This is a genomic window from Prosthecobacter gellanilyticus, from assembly GCF_007992435.1.
GTDB classification, from domain to species: Bacteria; Verrucomicrobiota; Verrucomicrobiia; order Verrucomicrobiales; family Verrucomicrobiaceae; genus Prosthecobacter; species Prosthecobacter gellanilyticus.
The window spans coordinates 1-17,041 of the sequence record NZ_BKAG01000055.1; the positions used below are offsets into that span (position 1 = coordinate 1).

The 17,041-nt window shown below is 61.6% G+C and carries 13 protein-coding genes; 7 read left to right on the forward strand and 6 right to left on the reverse strand.

Translation table 11 applies throughout. The annotated features are described in order from the left end of the window. Positions 1-120: 120 nt before the first annotated feature. Positions 121-861: a L,D-transpeptidase family protein gene (locus BGE01nite_RS24535; protein ID WP_170267029.1), complete on the reverse strand. Its 741-nt coding sequence runs from the start codon at positions 859-861 to the stop codon at positions 121-123. 505 nt (positions 862-1,366) lie between these two features. Here BGE01nite_RS24535 and BGE01nite_RS24540 point away from each other — a divergent pair. From BGE01nite_RS24540 to BGE01nite_RS24560, 5 genes are all read left to right on the forward strand, one after another. After that, a complete protein-coding gene (locus tag BGE01nite_RS24540; protein ID WP_170267030.1) occupies positions 1,367-1,984 on the forward strand; it encodes a phosphodiester glycosidase family protein in 618 nt (205 codons plus the stop codon). Between the two features lie 144 nt (positions 1,985-2,128). After that, positions 2,129-3,223: an amidohydrolase family protein gene (locus tag BGE01nite_RS24545; protein WP_146854731.1), complete on the forward strand. Its 1,095-nt coding sequence runs from the start codon at positions 2,129-2,131 to the stop codon at positions 3,221-3,223. A gap of 146 nt (positions 3,224-3,369) precedes the next feature. After that, entirely contained in the window at positions 3,370-5,571 is a 2,202-nt protein-coding gene (locus tag BGE01nite_RS24550) for a sensor histidine kinase (protein ID WP_146854733.1), read from the forward strand. Positions 5,572-5,691: 120 nt separating this feature from the next. After that, positions 5,692-6,177 (forward strand): type III secretion system chaperone, encoded by a 486-nt coding sequence (locus tag BGE01nite_RS24555; RefSeq protein WP_146854735.1) that lies wholly within the window; start codon positions 5,692-5,694, stop codon positions 6,175-6,177. Positions 6,178-6,226: 49 nt separating this feature from the next. Then, a complete protein-coding gene (locus BGE01nite_RS24560; protein WP_146854737.1) occupies positions 6,227-8,389 on the forward strand; it encodes a hypothetical protein in 2,163 nt (720 codons plus the stop codon). A gap of 15 nt (positions 8,390-8,404) precedes the next feature. Here the strand turns inward: BGE01nite_RS24560 and BGE01nite_RS24565 are convergent, their stop codons facing one another. After that, the gene (locus BGE01nite_RS24565; protein WP_146854739.1) at positions 8,405-9,133 is read right to left on the reverse strand and encodes a DUF434 domain-containing protein; all 729 of its coding nucleotides are present in this window, start codon (positions 9,131-9,133) and stop codon (positions 8,405-8,407) included. Between the two features lie 117 nt (positions 9,134-9,250). Here BGE01nite_RS24565 and BGE01nite_RS24570 point away from each other — a divergent pair, with 117 nt between their 5' ends. After that, positions 9,251-9,829, forward strand: coding sequence for a hypothetical protein (locus BGE01nite_RS24570; RefSeq protein ID WP_146854741.1), 579 nt, complete (start codon positions 9,251-9,253; stop codon positions 9,827-9,829). Between the two features lie 69 nt (positions 9,830-9,898). On the opposite strand, the gene BGE01nite_RS24575 is transcribed toward BGE01nite_RS24570, so the two are convergent. Then, complete coding sequence (locus tag BGE01nite_RS24575; protein WP_146854743.1) at positions 9,899-14,122, reverse strand: Ig-like domain-containing protein; 4,224 nt, start codon at positions 14,120-14,122, stop codon at positions 9,899-9,901. A 185-nt stretch (positions 14,123-14,307) separates the two neighbouring features. On the opposite strand from BGE01nite_RS24575, the gene BGE01nite_RS24580 reads away from it, so the two are divergent. Next, a complete protein-coding gene (locus BGE01nite_RS24580) occupies positions 14,308-15,102 on the forward strand; it encodes a 3-keto-disaccharide hydrolase (protein WP_146854744.1) in 795 nt (264 codons plus the stop codon). A gap of 145 nt (positions 15,103-15,247) precedes the next feature. On the opposite strand, the gene BGE01nite_RS24585 is transcribed toward BGE01nite_RS24580, so the two are convergent. The 3 genes from BGE01nite_RS24585 to BGE01nite_RS24595 form a co-directional block, all read right to left on the reverse strand. Next, on the reverse strand, positions 15,248-15,745 hold the full coding sequence (locus BGE01nite_RS24585; protein WP_146854746.1) for a hypothetical protein: 498 nt from the start codon (positions 15,743-15,745) through the stop codon (positions 15,248-15,250). 63 nt (positions 15,746-15,808) lie between these two features. Further along, positions 15,809-16,135 (reverse strand): hypothetical protein, encoded by a 327-nt coding sequence (locus tag BGE01nite_RS24590; RefSeq protein WP_146854748.1) that lies wholly within the window; start codon positions 16,133-16,135, stop codon positions 15,809-15,811. Further along, positions 16,132-16,956, reverse strand: a complete 825-nt coding sequence (locus BGE01nite_RS24595; protein WP_146854750.1) for a DUF899 domain-containing protein — start codon at positions 16,954-16,956, stop codon at positions 16,132-16,134. Before BGE01nite_RS24595 ends, BGE01nite_RS24590 begins: the two co-directional genes overlap by 4 nt. Positions 16,957-17,041 lie beyond the last annotated feature (85 nt).

A 17,041-nucleotide genomic window follows, 5' to 3' on the forward strand; every position in this document is an offset into this window, starting at 1 on the left:
CTGAAGTCCGCGCTCCTCATGCGCTGCGGCCTGCCGCACTCAACGATGTTGTCACAAGACTTATGAGTAAAGCTCAGGCGCTTGCCACCGCACTCCGGGACGCTTCGCGACTTTCGCAAATCACCCGTGGGCCACCATGGAGCTCACGCGGCGGTTGCCGGTGGTGATCTTCTCGTTCTTGGAGGAGGACTTCTTGGTGGACTTGCCTTTGGCTACGGGGGCTTCTTTCTTGTCGGCCTTGGCGTGCACAGCGTTGGCTGGACCGATGGGGATGGCGTCGGTAGGGATGCCTGAGGCAGCAGGGGCAGCAGTGCCGGCTTTCTTGGGATCCACAGGCTGGGCGTCTTCGCTCATCCCGGCCACCACGACTTCGGCTTTCGGCAGAGGAGCTTCCGGGATCTTCTCACCGGCTGGCAGCGGATTGCGGGTGACGACCACCTTGGCGCCGATGCCGACGTTGTTGAAGAGGTCCACCACGTCCTTCATGCCCATGCGGATGCAGCCGTAGCTGGCAGGCTTGCCGAGGCGGTTCTCTTCCGTGGTGCCGTGGATGTAGATGAAGCGGTTCATGGCGTTCCGGTTCGTGCTTTCCATGCCGCGCAGCCAGAGGATGCGGGAGACGATGGGGTCACGGCCGGGGGCATTAGGCTTCAGCACCTCGCCATTCCAGTGGCGGCTCTTCAGCACGGCGCCGGTGGGCAGGCCATGGCCGATCTTGGCGATGACCTCATGCTTGCCGAGCGGTGTGCGGTAGCTGTTGGGCTGGTCGCCGATGCCAAATTTGGAGGTGGAGATGGTGAACTGCTTCTTGAGTTCACCCTGGCTGTAGAGGCCGAGCTTCTGGTCTTTGACGCTGACCACAATCTCAGATTTTGGAGTATTCGATGTACAGGCCCCCAGGGTGGCGGCCAACACGACCAGCCCCAACCAGCGAATCGCGGTCGGAACCTGAGCCGGGAGAGAGGTTGTTAAAGAATCCATATCGGTTAAAAATTTAATATAAGTTAAGTAAATCTGCAAACTCAAATCAGGTTTCTTTAACCTGTGGGTTGGGTGGAAGGTGTGTAGAGCGTCCTATTTCTGGAAAACTCCACCCATGCCTCAGCATCTTTCATTCCTTCCTTGTTTTCTACTGCTCTTTTCCGCGTGCAGCCACCGGACTTCTCCTGGGACAGCCCAGGGGGATCGGGAATCGGTGGGCTGGGTGCAAAATGAGCCGCAGGTGGCTCCATGGCCGCTGGAGCCTGCGTCTCAAACCTTGCCCGGGAGTGCAACGGGGCCGCTTCTGAGGGCTGAGGGGACGGATCTGTTCAATCATGTCTCTTTTTTTGAAAAAAGCGTCCCGGCGGAGGGTGGAATGGCGGACGTGTCTGTGGTCTCTTTTGACAGCCGCCACTGCACGCTGCGGGTGATCGACCAGCCGGAGTCCTGGTCTTTGGGCGATACCCTGGGCAACTCGATGCGCTCGGTGGGGGCCATCGCCGGAGTGAACGGCGGCTACTTCCATCCTGATTTCACGCCACTGGGCCTCATGATCGCGAATGGTCAACCACAGGGGCAGCTCACGCGCTCCTCCCTGGTGTCTGGCATGCTGCGTGTCCGCCAGGGCGAGCCCGCGCTGGTTTGGAACAGTGAATCGTCCTCCACGTCGGGTGCCAGCGACCTCCTGCAAGCCGGGCCGCGTCTGGTGGATCGCGGGCAGCCGGTGGCAGGCCTGAATGCCACCAAGACAGCGGCGCGGACCTTCCTGGCCACCGATGGAAAGCATCGTTGGTTAGTCGGCGTGGTGCGGAACACGACCTTGGGAGGTCTTGCCAAGATGCTCGCCACGCCAGATCTCATTGCGGGCATGCGTGTGGAGCGTGCCCTGAACCTGGATGGCGGCAGATCGACTGCCTTTTATGCGCGAACGAGCGATGGTCGTGAGATCAGCCAGCCCGGCTGGAGCACGGTGAGGAACTATGTGGCGGTGGTGCCGCGCTGAACGAAAAAGAAAGCGCCGCCCATGGCTTTGAGTTGCCTTTTTGGTTAGGCTTGAGGGGTGTGCCTCTTCCGTGCCCATGCCTCCGGCATGCAGTCTCTCTCATCTCGGGATTGATCCGGGGCTTCCCCCGGTTAACGGAAGGTCATGCTCCTCACTCTTCCACGCTGGTTTGATCTCCACACGCACTTCCGCCAGGGCCCGGCCATGCCTGCCTATGTGAAGGCGCACCGGGACATGGGCTGCGCGGGGGCGCTGGCCATGCCGAACACGCAGCCGCCGGTCTCGTATGTCTCAGGGGCGGCGCAGGCGGATGGCTGGTCCATCGAGAGCTACTCGGCAGAGCTGCGTGCGGCGGGAGCGGAGGCTTTTGAGCAGCTCATCGTGCCGCTCTATCTGACGAAGCATACGACGGCGGCGATGATCCGCGAAGGCGCGGCCTCGGGCCTGCTGCGGGCCTGCAAATACTACCCGCCGCATGGCACCACGAACTCGGAGCACGGTGTGCCGATGGATGGCCTGATCGGTGGCGAGGTGCTGAAGGCGATGGAGGAGTGCGGGGTGGTGCTCTGCATCCACGGCGAGCAGCATGCGCTGAGCGGGCCGGACTACATCGATGCGCAGCAGAATGCGGAGACACGTTTCTACACGGACCGCATGCCGCGCCTGATCGCGGCACATCCGAAGCTGCGCATTGTGTGCGAGCACATCACCACGCGCACGGCGGCGGAGTTTGTGGCGGCAGCGCCGGATCATGTGGGCGCCACCATCACTCCGCAGCATCTGCTCTACACGCTGGGGCATCTGATCCAGGGCCTGAAGTATCATCTCTACTGCCTGCCGATCGTGAAGTTTCAGGATGACCGCGCCGCGCTGCGAAAGGTGGTGACGGCTGCTGGCCAGACGAAGTTTTTTGCGGGCACGGACAGCGCTCCACACACGACCAAGGCCACGGCTTGCGGCTGTGCCGCCGGTTGCTTCACGGGTGGCTGCGCGCCGCAGCTCTATGCCATGGCCTTTGAAGAGGCGGGTATCGATCTGGGTTCCAAGGACGGACTGGCGCTCTTCGAGCGCTTCCTGAGCCTGAACGGTCCTGCCTTCTATGGATTCCCGGCTTCGAAGGAGACTTTCCAGATGGAGAAGGCTCCTTCCCAGACTCCGCTGCTTGAGACTCCGGCGGGTCCGGTGACACCGCTGCCTGCGGGCATGGGCCTGGAGCTGACGTGGCGGCTGGTGGGCTGATATCCGACTTTGGTCCTATGTGACCTGAGGGCCGCCACTGAGTCCTTGCCTAGGTTGAACGGGATGGCTAGGCTTCCGCCACTTTGATTTCCGGCCTCCCCCGTCCCCTCACCCGATCCTGTCTTTTCGCGAGATGGTCCGCCTGCATGCTGCTGGTGGTTTTCGCGGTCACGGAGGCGCCTTCCCTGCATGCGCAGACGGCGGAGCCTGTGCTGACGAAGGTGACGGATGTGCTGGCCCTGTCTTCAGAAGTGGTGGAGAAGGGGACGAGGACCGTGCGGCTGCGCGGTGTCGTGAACTATGTCACGGCCAATGGCGATGATTTCACGCTGCATGATGGAGTGGCCTGCGTTTCCGTCGTCACGGGAGACGAAGCCGCGCCGGCGTTTGCGTCCGAAGTCGAGATCGAGGGCACGGTGATTTCAGAGCCTTTCTTTGAGCGCCAGCAAACCCGCGTGAAGCTGGTCAAGCTGACGGTGATTGGCCCTGGGAAACTCCCGGCGGCGATTCCTGCCACGCTGACGGATGTGTCGGAGTTCAAGCATCTGGACCAGTGGGTGAGCGTGGAGGGCACGGTGCTGCAGGTGCGTGCCTCGATGTCCCTCTTCACCATCCAGATGGTGGCGGATACGGGCTCCTGCAATGTGCTGGTGCGTGACTGGCCGCGCACCTCCTTCCCGCGTGACTGGGTCGGCGGGAGAGTGCGCGTGGTGGGCCTGAACCGCGCTTACATGCCGGGCAGCCGCTTCCTCTCCCTGGTGGCGCCTTCGCCTGATCAGGTCACGGTGCTGAAGACAGGGGTGGTGGATCCGCTGGATGCGCCGGCGACCACCGTGGCGGCCCTGCTGAAAAGCGGACCGAGCCGGGACCGCGTGAAACTGACCGGCACGCTGCTGGGGGCCACCTCCGGCAATGTTTATTATGCGCGCAGTGCCGAAGGAGGCGCCTTCTCCTTTTACATGCTGCATCCGATCGATGAGGACAAAAGCGGCCGCTTCTCCACGCCGATCATCATGCCCAAGGTGGAGACGGGTGATGAGCTGGAGGTGGTGGGCATCCCTGGCCGCGTGGATCCAGGAGTGCACCTGGACTATGGCGTGGTGCGTGTGGTGAAGCAGGGGCCGAAGCCCGCGCCCATGTCCTCAGACATCGCCGCCGTGGTGGCCGGAAATCATGTGCATGACTGGGTGGAGGTGCAGGGGCGTCTGCTTTCCGTGGATGATGTGCTGGTGGCTCCGGGAAGGTTTCGCACGACGATGAAGCTGGAGGATGGGGAGCACAAGATCGTGGCCTTCCTGGATGCGCCGCTGCGCGGTGCGCTGGCCAGTCTGGAGCCGGACACTCTTCTGAAGGTGCGCGGCATCGTGACGGGAGCTCCGCATTTTCCGCAGATCCGCCTGTGGGTGGTGTCTCAAGATGATCTGCAGTCCCTGGGAACGGCCAAGGAAGTGGTCACGCGCCGGTTGTGGACCGGTCTCGGATTTGCTGTGATGACCGTGGTCATGATGGCAGGCTGGGTCTTCCTGCTGCGGCGCTCGCGGGAGGCGGTGCGCGGTGCGAATGCCAGCCTGGAGGCGCGTGTGGTTGAGCGCACATCGGAGCTGGCCATGGCGAAGGAGGAACTCGACCGAGCTCTCTCCCAGGAGCGTGAACTGAATGAACTGAAGACACGTTTTGTGTCCCTGGTCTCGCATGAGTTCCGCACGCCGCTGGGTGTGACGATGAGTGCCGTGGAAGTGCTGCGGCACTACCGTGACCGGATCTCTGGCGAGAAGCATGAGGAGCTGCTGGAAGACATCTACTCTGCCACGCTGCAGATGTCCGGGCTCATGGAGCAGGTGCTGCTTCTGGGGCGTGCGGAAGCAGGCAAGCTGGTCTGGCGGCCCACGCTGCTGGATCTGCCGGATCTCTGTGAGAAGCTGGTGGATGAAGGCCTCTCCGCCATGCACCGCCGCTGCCCGGTGAACTTCACCCCCGAGGGTGACTTTAGCGAGGCCTGCATGGACGAGTCCCTGCTGCGTCACATCATCAGCAACCTGCTTTCCAATGCGGTGAAGTATTCTCCTGAAGGCTCACCGGTGGAGTTCCAGCTGCGTCGTGAAGACGAGGAGGTGGTGCTGAGCGTGAGGGATCATGGCATCGGCATCCCTGCGGAAGATCAGGCGCGGCTTTATGAGGCTTTTTATCGTGCTTCAAACGTGGGGGAAACTCCCGGCACGGGATTGGGACTGCTGCTGGTGAAGCACTGCGTGGAGCTGCATCATGGCCGCGTGAGCCTGGAGTCCACGGTGGGGGATGGCACCACCTTCACGGTGCGGCTGCCGCTGCGCAAATGCGCATGTCCGTGATGCATCGAGCAGACGGTGCGCGTGTGCTTTTGCGCGACGTCATCATTCATGATGATGACGAAGTTGTGACCTGGAGGCTTTGGAGTTGACATGTGAAACCAACTTCGGGAGACATGGCGCATGAGCACGACCCCCGACGATGTGAAGCAGATCCAGGAAGCGCTGACAGGACTGGGCGGTGCCATCGGCATTCCCGAACTAGCCTGGGATGAGCAGGGCTGCTGCGCGCTGCAGTTTGACGGCCTGACGGTGAACCTGGAGCATGCGGGTGATGAGGCGCAGATCTACGCCATGTGCCGTGTGGGGCAGGCTCCTGGACATGAAGGCGACCGTCTGGCGGCCTATCAGAAGCTGCTGGAGCATAACTGCTTTTTCCGCGGAACCGGCGGCGGCGTGCTGGGGGTGGACGGGCCTGAAGGCGGCATCATTTTCAGCCACAAGATCCCCGCAGGCGGCCTGGATGGAGAACGGCTCACGGCCTTCATCGAAGGCTACCTGAACATCGCTGAAAAGATCCACGCGGAGCTGGCACCCGGGGGCGCGGATGCAGAGGGCGCGGCGAGGCATGAGGGCCATGATCCGGCGCTGATGGCACTTCGTGTGTAATGTTTCCGCTTCGTCCGGGTTAGTAGGCAGAGAACTCCCATCACTGATTATGTCCGGAATCGCCCAGCTCAGAAACGTCGCCCAGAACTTCAACGTCATCGGTGACGAGCACGCCAAGGTCACCACACAGTCGGAGGTGCGCGCAGACTCCTCGAACTGGGCAGGACGTGCGGTGAACTGGATCAAGTCGAAGCTGAACATCGGCACCGCGGTGCAGGCGAACAAGAACATGATGACCGGTGTGCTCCGGCAGATCCGGGACGCGGAAGGCCTGGGAGACCGCTATGTCGACATCGCCCGCACGAGCTTCGGTTCGCATCTCCGGGAGGGCAAGCCGATCACGGGCCGCCAGGTGGCCAAGGTGATCAGTGATGTGATCCGCCTGAAGGAAAAGGAGACCAGCGAGGCGCAGGCCAAGACGGCGAACATCCGGCTGAACGTGAACAGCATGTGCGCACCCATGTGCTCCATGGAGCCTGGTGCTGAAATGCGCACGAAGCTGACGGAGCACATGACCGCGTTTGGCATGGAAGACCAGATCGCCACGCTGGGTGAGGGCGAGCTCCAGCAGATCAAGGACACGATCAAAAGCAGCGTCCAGCAGAAGGCGGACCGAGATGGGGCCACGCCTACCCAGGACTATGCGAAGTCACAGGTGGACGAGGCCTGCCGCCAGTTTGCCCTGGCCCGCGTGAAGACGGGGATCGACACCATGGTGGCGACCGTGGGTGGTCATGCGGACACGGAGGGTGCTCTTTACAGGGCCGTGATGTCACAGGCCGAGGAGCGCGGCATCGAGCTGGAGATGACTCCGGAACAGATGGGCAAGCTGGCGAACAAACTTTCAGACAAGCTGACCACGGGCTGCCTGTTCAATGCGGACAACCTGCACCCGCCGACTCTTGAAGAGGCTGTGACCAAGCGCAACGAGGTGGTGAAGAGCTTCCTGGACGGCCTGCAGCATCTGGAGGAGCAGGAGATGGAGCCCAAGCACAAGGCCGCGCTCAAGGAATCGATCATTGATTCTAACAAGATGTTCACCAAGGGCATGATCGATGCCGCGGTGGAGATGATCCCGCATGGTGAGACGATGGTGACCGCCATCACCACCGGCGGCCTGAACAAAACCCAGGTCGGCGAGGCTCTGGGGCGCTATGTGGAGCAGATGGGACGGTCCATCAACTCAGAGGTCGGGCTGCGTGAAGGCATCGCCGGCATTGATGAAGCGGACACGGTGCGTGACCTGGTCATGAAGACCAGCCTGTCCCTCGTTGAAGTCGAGTCCGGGGATGGAACGGAAAAACTGAACGCGCAGACTGCGCCGAAGATCCTGGACGAGCTGACCATGCCTGACAGTGGATTCATGGGAGCCCGCTATGATCTGGACCGGTCCGAGGTGCCAAGTCATGAGCTGATGATGCGCAAGGTCGCCTGCATGGACGTGCTGGCCGGACTGGGTGAGATCGCCGGCATGAGCAAGGAGCAGATCAATGGCATGCTGGATGTGGGAGTGGGGAATTTCTCCCTGGGCTTCGTCCGCGCCAAGGCGGGTGAAGGTGTGCATGGCATTGACGGCATGGTGGTCCACGGTGGCTTTAACAAGGAGCAGGCCCTGACGGGACTCGGAGTCAGCATCCAGGATGACATGGTGAAGACGCCCTCCGCGGCGGCTGCCTACTCAAACGCTCCCATGAGCCTTCAGGGCAAGGCGGCGCATTTCTCCGAGGGCTTCCTGAAGGACTTCTTCCGCAACGGCATCACCATCGATGGCGAGCACATCCCGGGCTGCGGCACTCAGGATCACGCTCTGATGGAAAGGACGCTCGACCGTCTGGTGGCCAAGTTCCCGTCCATTGAAGAGGCTGGCCGCGTGACGCGTCCGCTGTTCCAGGCCGTGGCCGCTTCCATCACCATGTCTCTGCTGGGAGATCCTACCACCCAGGAATCCATGATGAGGGTCAGTACGTCCCAGGGCTCCAGGGTTTCAGACCGGCTGAACTTCTCCATCACTTCCCTGGGCGGCGGCTCCTACAATGTGAAGGCGGAGATGGGCATCCAGAAAGGTTCCCGCACGATGCAGGGAGACCGGGCTGATGGTTGTGGCGTGGTGACGCAGATCGACATCTCCATCACCGGCGGCAACCAGAGCGTGGTGCCTCCGACTGTGGATGTGCGGGACATGGACTTCGTCTTTGGCATGATGCACGGGTGAGTCTGAGGCGGGGCTTCAGGCGTGCTGAAGATCGACCAGCCATGTCTCGGGCCTGGACTGGCTGAGGATGATGTCCGCAGCCAGATTGAACCAGCGCTCCGACCGGTCGATCACTGCGGCATCGGAGCTGATGACGACCACGTCCCTGGCTTCCTTGAGCACGGTGTCAGGATTGAACACAGCCTCCACGGTCCAGGGCCAGTGATGCTCCTCGGCGAGCTCCCGCAGGCGCTGCGCCAGCCGGCCGCTGTTTGACACGGGACTGTCCAGCAGCCAGTGCGCGGAACGAATGCCGAGGGCCTGTAAACGCTCCGCCGCAGTGAGGATGGCTGCATCGGTCTCGGCCACCGCATGGTAGGAGCCATGCACGCTGGACATGTCACGCACACAGCCGTCCCGGCAGAGCAGCAGCACGCCACCGCTGAGAAAGGCCTCAAGACTTACGAGCAGATTGAAGCCGTCCACCATGACCTCATGATCACGCATTGTGTTAGGCTTGAGCTGGTGGCGTGAGCGTTGAGCGAGGTTTTCATCCGCACAAGCCGCCCGCCCGACGGCCGTGCGCTGCCGTTCGGTGAGCGCATGTCTGTCTCCCACAAGCTTCAGCGCGGAGGTGCGCGCATAACCACGGCTGAACAGCCAGGACAGATCCGCTACGGCCTGACGCAGGGCCGGTGCCGCCTGCGCGCCAAACATCTCCCGGTCCGCCGGATGCATGCCTCGGTGTCTTGTTTCGCTGCTCATGGTGGATCAATGGTCATGCGACAATTCATCCAGCAGTCTAGCAGCAATTCGTAGTGACCGGAAAAACCCAGGCTTGTGTGCACTGACCGACCTGGCTTAGCTGGAGATGTGCTCGTCATGATCTGTGATGCCCTGCTCCCTTTCTCTGGCCTCGCTTCCGTCCCAGTGGCGGAACCCCAAGGACCATCTCCGTTGGGGACGGTGTTGTTTTATCTGGGCATTCTCTGCGGGATAGGACTGGTCTGCGTGCATGTGCCGCTGGTCCAGCGCGACCGGGATGCACCTGGAGGCCGTCACACACTGAGAAGGGCATCGTTTGCACGGTGGTTCTTCGGTACATTACTTCTGTCGATTGCGCTCGCTGTGCTGAGCACTCCGTTTTTGCACGGTGGCCTGGCGGGCACCCTCTTTATCTGGGGGACCCTGCTCGCCTATGTAGCTCCGCGGCGGCTACAGTATCTGGGCTTTCGGCGAAGGTTTGCCGCGCTGGGACTTCTGTGGCCGCTGTATGTGCTGCTGGTCTCCCGAACTGCTCAAGAGCCGTGGGTCACCGTGCAGTTTTACGTTCTGCAATGGCGGGTGTGGTTTGACATCCGCCTCCTGGCTAATCTCGTGTTTTTGGTGCCTTATGTCTGGTTGATGTTGAGGCCAGACCGGCATGAGCATGACGCGAGCACCAGTTCGACGCCACCCTAAACTGGTCATGACTGGAAGGACGGGCAGCTAGATATGGTTCGATAGAGAACGTGCTTTCTGCTGGCCCGCTCACGGTGCTTTCAGCCACACGCTTCCTGAAAGACGTGATGTGGTCGCTGTCGAAGTCCCGGTCGCGGGGAGCTGTGGCAGCACAAAGAAGCCTTTGCCGCGACTGTTCGCGGGGGTGACGGCATCCGGCAGCAGCACGCCTTTGAACTTGATGCCGGTGCGCTTCACGGCGCCATCGGTGAGGCTGAAGGTGCCGTTGAAGGAGCCTGTGGCGGGATTCAGCGTGAGCGTCACATTGGTGGGATTATTGGCAGCGGTGAAGGTGGCCTTGTTGGCGGCGCTGATGGTGAAGGTCTGGTTGATGCTGGCTGCCTGAGCGGCGGATGCGATGCCGCCATTGGCGAACTCCAGCCGTGCATTCGAAGTGCCTCCCACCAGTCCGAGGACGATGCCCGTCGGTGCTGTGTAGCGGGCACCCGTCATGACTGGATTGAAATCAAACGAGGACAAGTAGGTGTAGGTGGGTGCCACGCCGGGGGCGGTCTGGCTGAACTTGCGCCAGCGCAGTGTCTGGTCGACTAGATTGTTAGGCCGCGTGATCCTCGGAAGGCCGCGGATGAAGCCGAGATAATTCGTCAGGGTCTTTTTATACAGCGCGCTGAAGATGATGAACTGCAGTGTGGGAGATGCCGGGCCGCTGCCTGTCACGGTGACGTCATCCGGCAGCACCAGTGTCCAGTTTACGGCGCCTGCGGGCTGCATTGTGGCGGTGATGTATCCGCTGCCCAGGGGGCGCGCGGTGTTGCTGTCCGGTGGTGCAACCTCGATGGTGTAGTACTCGGGCGCGTCCTTGCCCTTAGTGTCCTTCAGCGTGGTGGCAGGTGTGGCGCTGCTCCAGGAGCCGCGCCAGCCGCCCAGGAAATTTGCTTCCGTGCTTTGCTGGTAGCCTTGCATATACAAGAGGCCAGTGAGCCGGTCGGCACCTCCAGATTCTGTCGTGGCAAGGACCAGTTCCAGCACTAGTGGAATGTCCGGACTCTTGCGCGGAATGATGATCTGAGCGGTCGCGGGTGCCACTGGATCTTGAGCCGCTGCCGGTGTCACATTCAAGACGCCGCTGATCGGGAAACTTTCGGTCGGCGAGAAAGTGAGCTTTCCCGAAAACGAACCCGTCGGCTGTGTTTTGAAGCTGAGATGAGCGCCGTTGCCGGTGTTCACATAGTCATTGCCGCGGATCAGCGCCACGTAGTCTCCCACAAAGCTGCCTGGCAGATCACGCACGACGATGGTGAAGGTCACGCTGCTCGGACCCGCTGCATTCGTGGCCTTCACGGTCACGCTGGTGCTGCCGCCTTTCGTTGGCACGCCGGTGATGCGGGCCACGCCGGTGAGAGGATCCACCACCAGCTTCAGCCCGGCAGGCAGAGGTGCGGCGGTGTAGGCCGGGGCAGGGAGGGCTGGTGTGCTCGTGGGCACTGTCATGTTAAAATTACCGCCCACGATGGCCAGGGGCACTGTGGGTGATGAGACGAACACTGGCGCGACAACGCCTGGCTGGGTGATAGTGTGTGTCACGCCGCCAATGGTGAGGGTGGCCGTGCGTGCTGTTTTGCCCGTGTTCGGCGCGATGGTGACATCGATCGAGCCATCTGCGATGCTTTGAAGTGTGGACAGGCTGACAAAGGGTGAGCTCTCCACAGCGGACCAGGGCGTGCTGGCGCCGCCGGTGTCTACCGTCACCGGATAGGTGAGGCCGGCCGCGAGAAGGCCCGCAGGGCTGCTGGTGGGGGCGACGCCGATCGTGTCTTTGTCCACCGTCACGCTGACTGGATCTGACACACCGCCGAAGGCATCCTGGGCGATGTAGGCGAAGGTGGCGCCGCCGGTGAAGGTGGCCGCAGGTGTGAAAATGATGGCGGTGCCGGAGGGTGACTTTGCCACTTTGCCCTGGGACGCCAAAGGCGAGGTGAAGGACTTAATCGTCAGAGCATCTCCATCCGCATCGGTATCATTGGTTAGGACGTGGATCGGCGCCGGGCTGCCGAGCACGGCCAGCGCGGTGTCTGGAGTTGCCACGGGCTTGCGGTCCAGGGTGGTGAAGTTCATCACGCTGCCTGTGCCGAGTCCCGTGGCACTGGCGGCGGCAGAACGGTAATAGTACTTCGTGTGCGGCAGCAGACCGCTCAAGCTGGCGGAGATCGTGGTGGCGCTGGATCCAGTCACGGTGGCCGGATCCGCCGTGATCACGTGATTCAGTGCTGTGGCGGAGAGGCCATACTCAAAGCGCACATCCGCCGTGGCTGCGCTGCCGGGCTTGGCGGTGCCCTTTAGCACGGCCTGGGCAGGGGTGATGCTGGCAGGCATGACCGCCAGTGTGGTGGTTGTGGGGGCGGTGCCTGCGCCTGCAGAGGTCCTGGCCTTGACCGTGTTTCCGACCGTGGTGCCGCCGATGTGCGTGACGATCACGCGGTAGAAGCAATCTTTGTTCGGCGGCAGGAAGGGGAGGACGGCTGAGACGGCCTGGTCTGTCTCGCCCGAGAGCGTGCCCGGAGAGGCTGGAACTGTCTTGTCCAGCAGTGCAGCGGTGGCGCCATACTGGACAGAGACGGTCACCTCTGTGTCCGCCGGATTCACCGTGCCCGCCACCGTCAGCGAGGTGGCTGTTTGCACGGTGGGTGTCAGTGTGGTGACGGAGGGAATCGGAGCCGGTCCCATGAGGTAGAGAGCGCTCGCATAACCACCGCCAGGCGTGGTGAAGTCCAGATGCCGCGCCATGGTGCCGTCCGCCGTCATGGTCCGGCGGCGTCCGCAGTCAGGACCCGCCTGCGGGAAGCTGTAAGGCTGCTCCGGCGGGGCATAGATGGTCGTCAGCGTGGCGGTGACATCACCGGGAAAGGCCACGGTTTCACCGCGTCGTAAGATGAGGTCAAAGGTGGCACCCTCCAACGTCTTCTGCCCGATCCAGAAGCCAGCATTGTTCGCCGTGCTCGTTCCGGGTCCTTCGATGCCCGACTCCAGCGTCATGTAGCCATCATTCTCCAGATTAAAAAAGTAATAGTTCCCCAGGCTCTCACCTTCCGCCATGCCCGGCAGCACATCCCCATGTTTGGCCAGCAGCTGCCAGCTGCCGTTTTCAAACCAGGCCAGGGCATTGCGGGCAGGGGTGTTGTTAGGCGGTGGCAGGGTGATGGCTCCCGTCGTCAAAAGCTGTCCATTGGCACCCATCTGCGGGACATACAGGTAAAGATCATTCGCCCAGTCAAAGGCGCTGCTGCCTGAGAATGTGGCGGGATCTCTGAGCACCGTCGGCGGGCCGCCCATGAGGCGTGTGGCCAGAATCTTCGCCGGAACCTCCGCCCGCGTGCTGGGGTTCACGCTGACGGCGCGCCCTCCATACAGACCTGCGGCATTGGTGGTGTAGGCCGTGACGGACAATTGGTTCGCGGGACGGCCCGGGTCAGGCGGGTGGAAGTATTGGTAGTTGCTTGCTTGCAAGGAGTAGACCCGCCCGCCGACTCTTGTGTAGTCGCCATTCACGTCCACAACCCAGTTCACGCTGCCCGCCTCAAAGCCACCCCGGTAGTAAACCACGTAGACGAGCATGCGCCCGTCCGCTGCCATAAAGGTCAGCCCCCAATAGCTCGGCGTATAACCCGCCGGCGCGCCCGGCACTGAGCTGCTGGGGCTGTGCGCCAACTGCGCTTCCCCGCTGCCCATCCACCGATACACGAAGTTGCCGATCGTGAAGGCCAGCTTGCTGCCGTCGTAGAAGTTACGCAGTTCTGGGATATCCGTCGGGGAGTTGTAATTCGCCACTCCTCCCTGGATGGCCGGCCCAAAATTGTCCACCGTGCCTACATGGACATAGGCCGGGCCCGGGCCGCCATTCGGGCCGCGGACCCATCTCACAACCGCGATTTTGTTGTCGGAGCCGATCAGCACATCATCCACATCACTGTACATGGCCAGGCCGCCCAGAGGCCGTGGCAGCTCGCCCCGGCGGATGTAATACCAGCCGATGTCGACACTTGTGTCCTGGGGATTCAACCGGCTGTAGCCCTCAAAGATGACAGTGCCATCCGGCATGATGCCTCTTACCTCGCTGACCGAGAGATAACGATTGCCGATCTCCGCCAGCGGCTGCCTGTCCACCCAAAGGCGCTCCTTCCAGCCTGCCTGGGCTCGCCCGGCCATCAGCACCATGACCAGGGTCAGCAGGAAGTGACAGACACCACGTCCGCCCCAGGCGTGACGTGAACCGAGATATCTTGAGTAAAGAGTCATCACAGGAGCCCGGGGGGCACTGAGAATACGCCACCCACCGCCGCATTCAACGTGAAGGTGGTGACAGTTTCCGGCCTGCCACCCGCTTCCATTTAGATGCCGGATTTTTGATAAATGCCGCGATCTTCAGGTCGTTTATTCTTCCTCCCGAACTTGCTCCTCTTTCTAACCAAACCTTTCGCACGATGCTCCGGACCGCTTTCACCCTTGGCCTGATCCTGTTTTCCCTAGCCACCGGCCTCCAAGCCCAGGACAAGGCCGCCACGCTGCCCGAAGGCTTCAAGGCCATCTTCAATGGCAAGGACCTCAGCGGCTGGAGCGGCGGCAGCACTTGGTGGTCGGTGGAGGATGGCTGCCTCACGGGGGTGACGGATGGCAAGCTGGACTACAACCGCTTCATCACCTGGAAGGAAGGCACAGTGAAAAACTTTGAGCTGCGTGTGAAGGTGAAGGTCACGAAGGGTGGGAACAGCGGGCTTCAGTATCGCGGCAAGGAGCGGCCTGATCTTGGCGAATGGGTGGTCACGGGTTATCAATGTGATGTGGTGCCGGACAAGGATGACTACAACGGCATGCTCTATGAGGAGCGCGGGCGGCGCATCCTCGCGCACACGGGTGAGAAGGTGGTCATCGATCCACAAGGCCAGCCGTGGGTGGTCGGCAAGCTGCCCATCAAGTCCTTCCCCTCCGGTGAATGGCATGACTATCGCGTGCTCGTTGAGGGGAATCATCACCAGCACTGGATCGATGGTGTGCCGACGGTGGACGTGATCGATCTCGATGAAGCAGGCCGCGCCCTGGAAGGTGTCATTGCCGTGCAGGTGCATCGCGGGCCGGTGATGAAGATCCAGTACAGGGATTTCTGGGTGAAGAAGCTGCCGGATGATCTGCCGCTGCTGACCTCAGCACAGGCACCTGTTTCTGCGGATGCGGTGAAGGTGGTGCCGCAGGGTGGGCCGGCGAAGAAGGCCGCGAAGTAGTGGCGTTCCTGAAGCAGGTTGTTTATGATCTAGCGTGGGATTGGGAGTTCATTGAACACGCTGAAGCGTGAACAACGTACTCCCAAAAAAAGGCTGGAGACCCATCGAGGATCTCCAGCCTAACAAAAAGCCTTGTTTGCTGAGCTTACGGTTTCTTGATCGAGGCCAGGATGGTGGCGATGTCCTCGCCGTATTCCTTGGAGCCTTCCGGGGTGGAGGCGATGAAGACCATGTAGAGGTCGTCGTTGTCGCCATTGGTCACCATGATGGCATTGAGCACGGCCTTGCCGTCCTCGTCCTCGCCGGTGCCATTGAGAATGTAGAGGCCCACGTTGTTGCTGCCGCCTTCCTGCATGGGCTTATACTCCACGTTCTTGAAGGTCTCTTCCACGGAGGCCTTCATCTCTGCGAGTGCCTCGGCACCCTTGGCTTTCGGGGTCTTGAGCGCCGAGACCTCGATGATGACGCTCTCATCGTCCTCCGTGGTGATGTAGAGCCTGCCTTCCTCGAACTTGGACTTCCAGCCCTCGGGCTTCGCCAGCGAGACTGCCGGCTCCTCCTTGGGGAATCCGACGTCCTTGGCCGTGGCGGTGAGAGTCAGGGTGAGGGAAAGAAGGAGGGTGCAGACGATGCGGCGCTTCATGGAGTCGATTTGATGGGTGATTTCCTGGCAGGAACACTCATTTGGGTAGGCCAGCCTCCCAAGTCAATCCTTTCGTGAGGGTGATCTCAGCAAATGATTTCCGTTTGACCGGCACATTCTACCTAACCATGCAAAAAGCAGCATCGTCAGCACGCTGATGGAGCTCACGATCAATGCTGTCCGCAGGTAGCCGGCGCTGGTGGTGGACAGGCTGACTCCCGTGAAGAGCATGACGTAGGCGGCGACGCAGACGGGACACTTGGGCATGAGGATGAGGGCGAGGCTGGAGAGCAGGAGGCTCGTCCCTTGAATGAGGCCTCGCTTGTGTGGTGGAGTGGCCTCGGGCCGGCTCGATTTGAGCCGGCCCTGGCAGCATGGTGACGTACTCATGAGCTGGCCTTGGTGGAGTGCTGGCAACAGGTGGAGGCGGTGGGGGATGCTGAATCGTAGCGATCATGATGACGCCACCAGATGCCTTCGCTTTCATTGCGGCCGAGTGGTGCGCGGTCCAGCCAGGGATACATGCTCCAGAGGCCGTCCACGCCGCGTGAATAGGTGGAGTAGGTGTGATACACCACGCCGTCTTTTTGAATGAAGGCGCTCATGCCGGGACGCTGGCGCATGTAGGTGGGTGTGTTCACACCGCAGGCGGTGGCGAACTGAAACTCCGCGCTGGCGCCTCCGCCGGGTTCGCCATCGCGCCAGGGCTGCTGGGGCTCGCGGGTGTAGTTGTATTCGATGCCCTCATGCTGCTGATCCTGCGTGTAGGAGGCGCAGAAGTCGAAGTTGAACTCGCCGCCGATGGAGGAAGCCCATGGGAAGCTCCAGTCCATGCGCTGACGGAAGGCGAGAAGTTTTTCCAAAGGTGCGAGCGAGACGGCGGTGAGCAGCACGTCGTGGTTCGCGAGATGGGTGACGATGCCATTGAACCCGTCCGCGATGGCGGAGCAGGACGGACAGCCGGCGGTGTAGTCCGGGCCGAACATGAAGTGATACACGAGAAGCTGCGAGCGACCCTGGAAAAGGTCGGCCAGCTTCGCCGCGCCCGACTCGGTGGTGAAGCGGTAGTCTTTGGACACGGGCACCCAGGGGAGTTGCTGGCGTTTTTTGGCGAGTTCATCGCTCTGACGTGTGTGTTCCTTCTCGGCTTTCAGCAGTTCCAGGCGTGCCTTCAGCCATTCTTCTTGGGTTCCGATTTTGGGTGTGCTCATAGAGGTGTGATGAGTTGTTGGTGGATGTGCGTTGACGAACCTTGGTGGTGTCGCTGGAAACAAGTTATCGCTTGGCAGTTCAGGC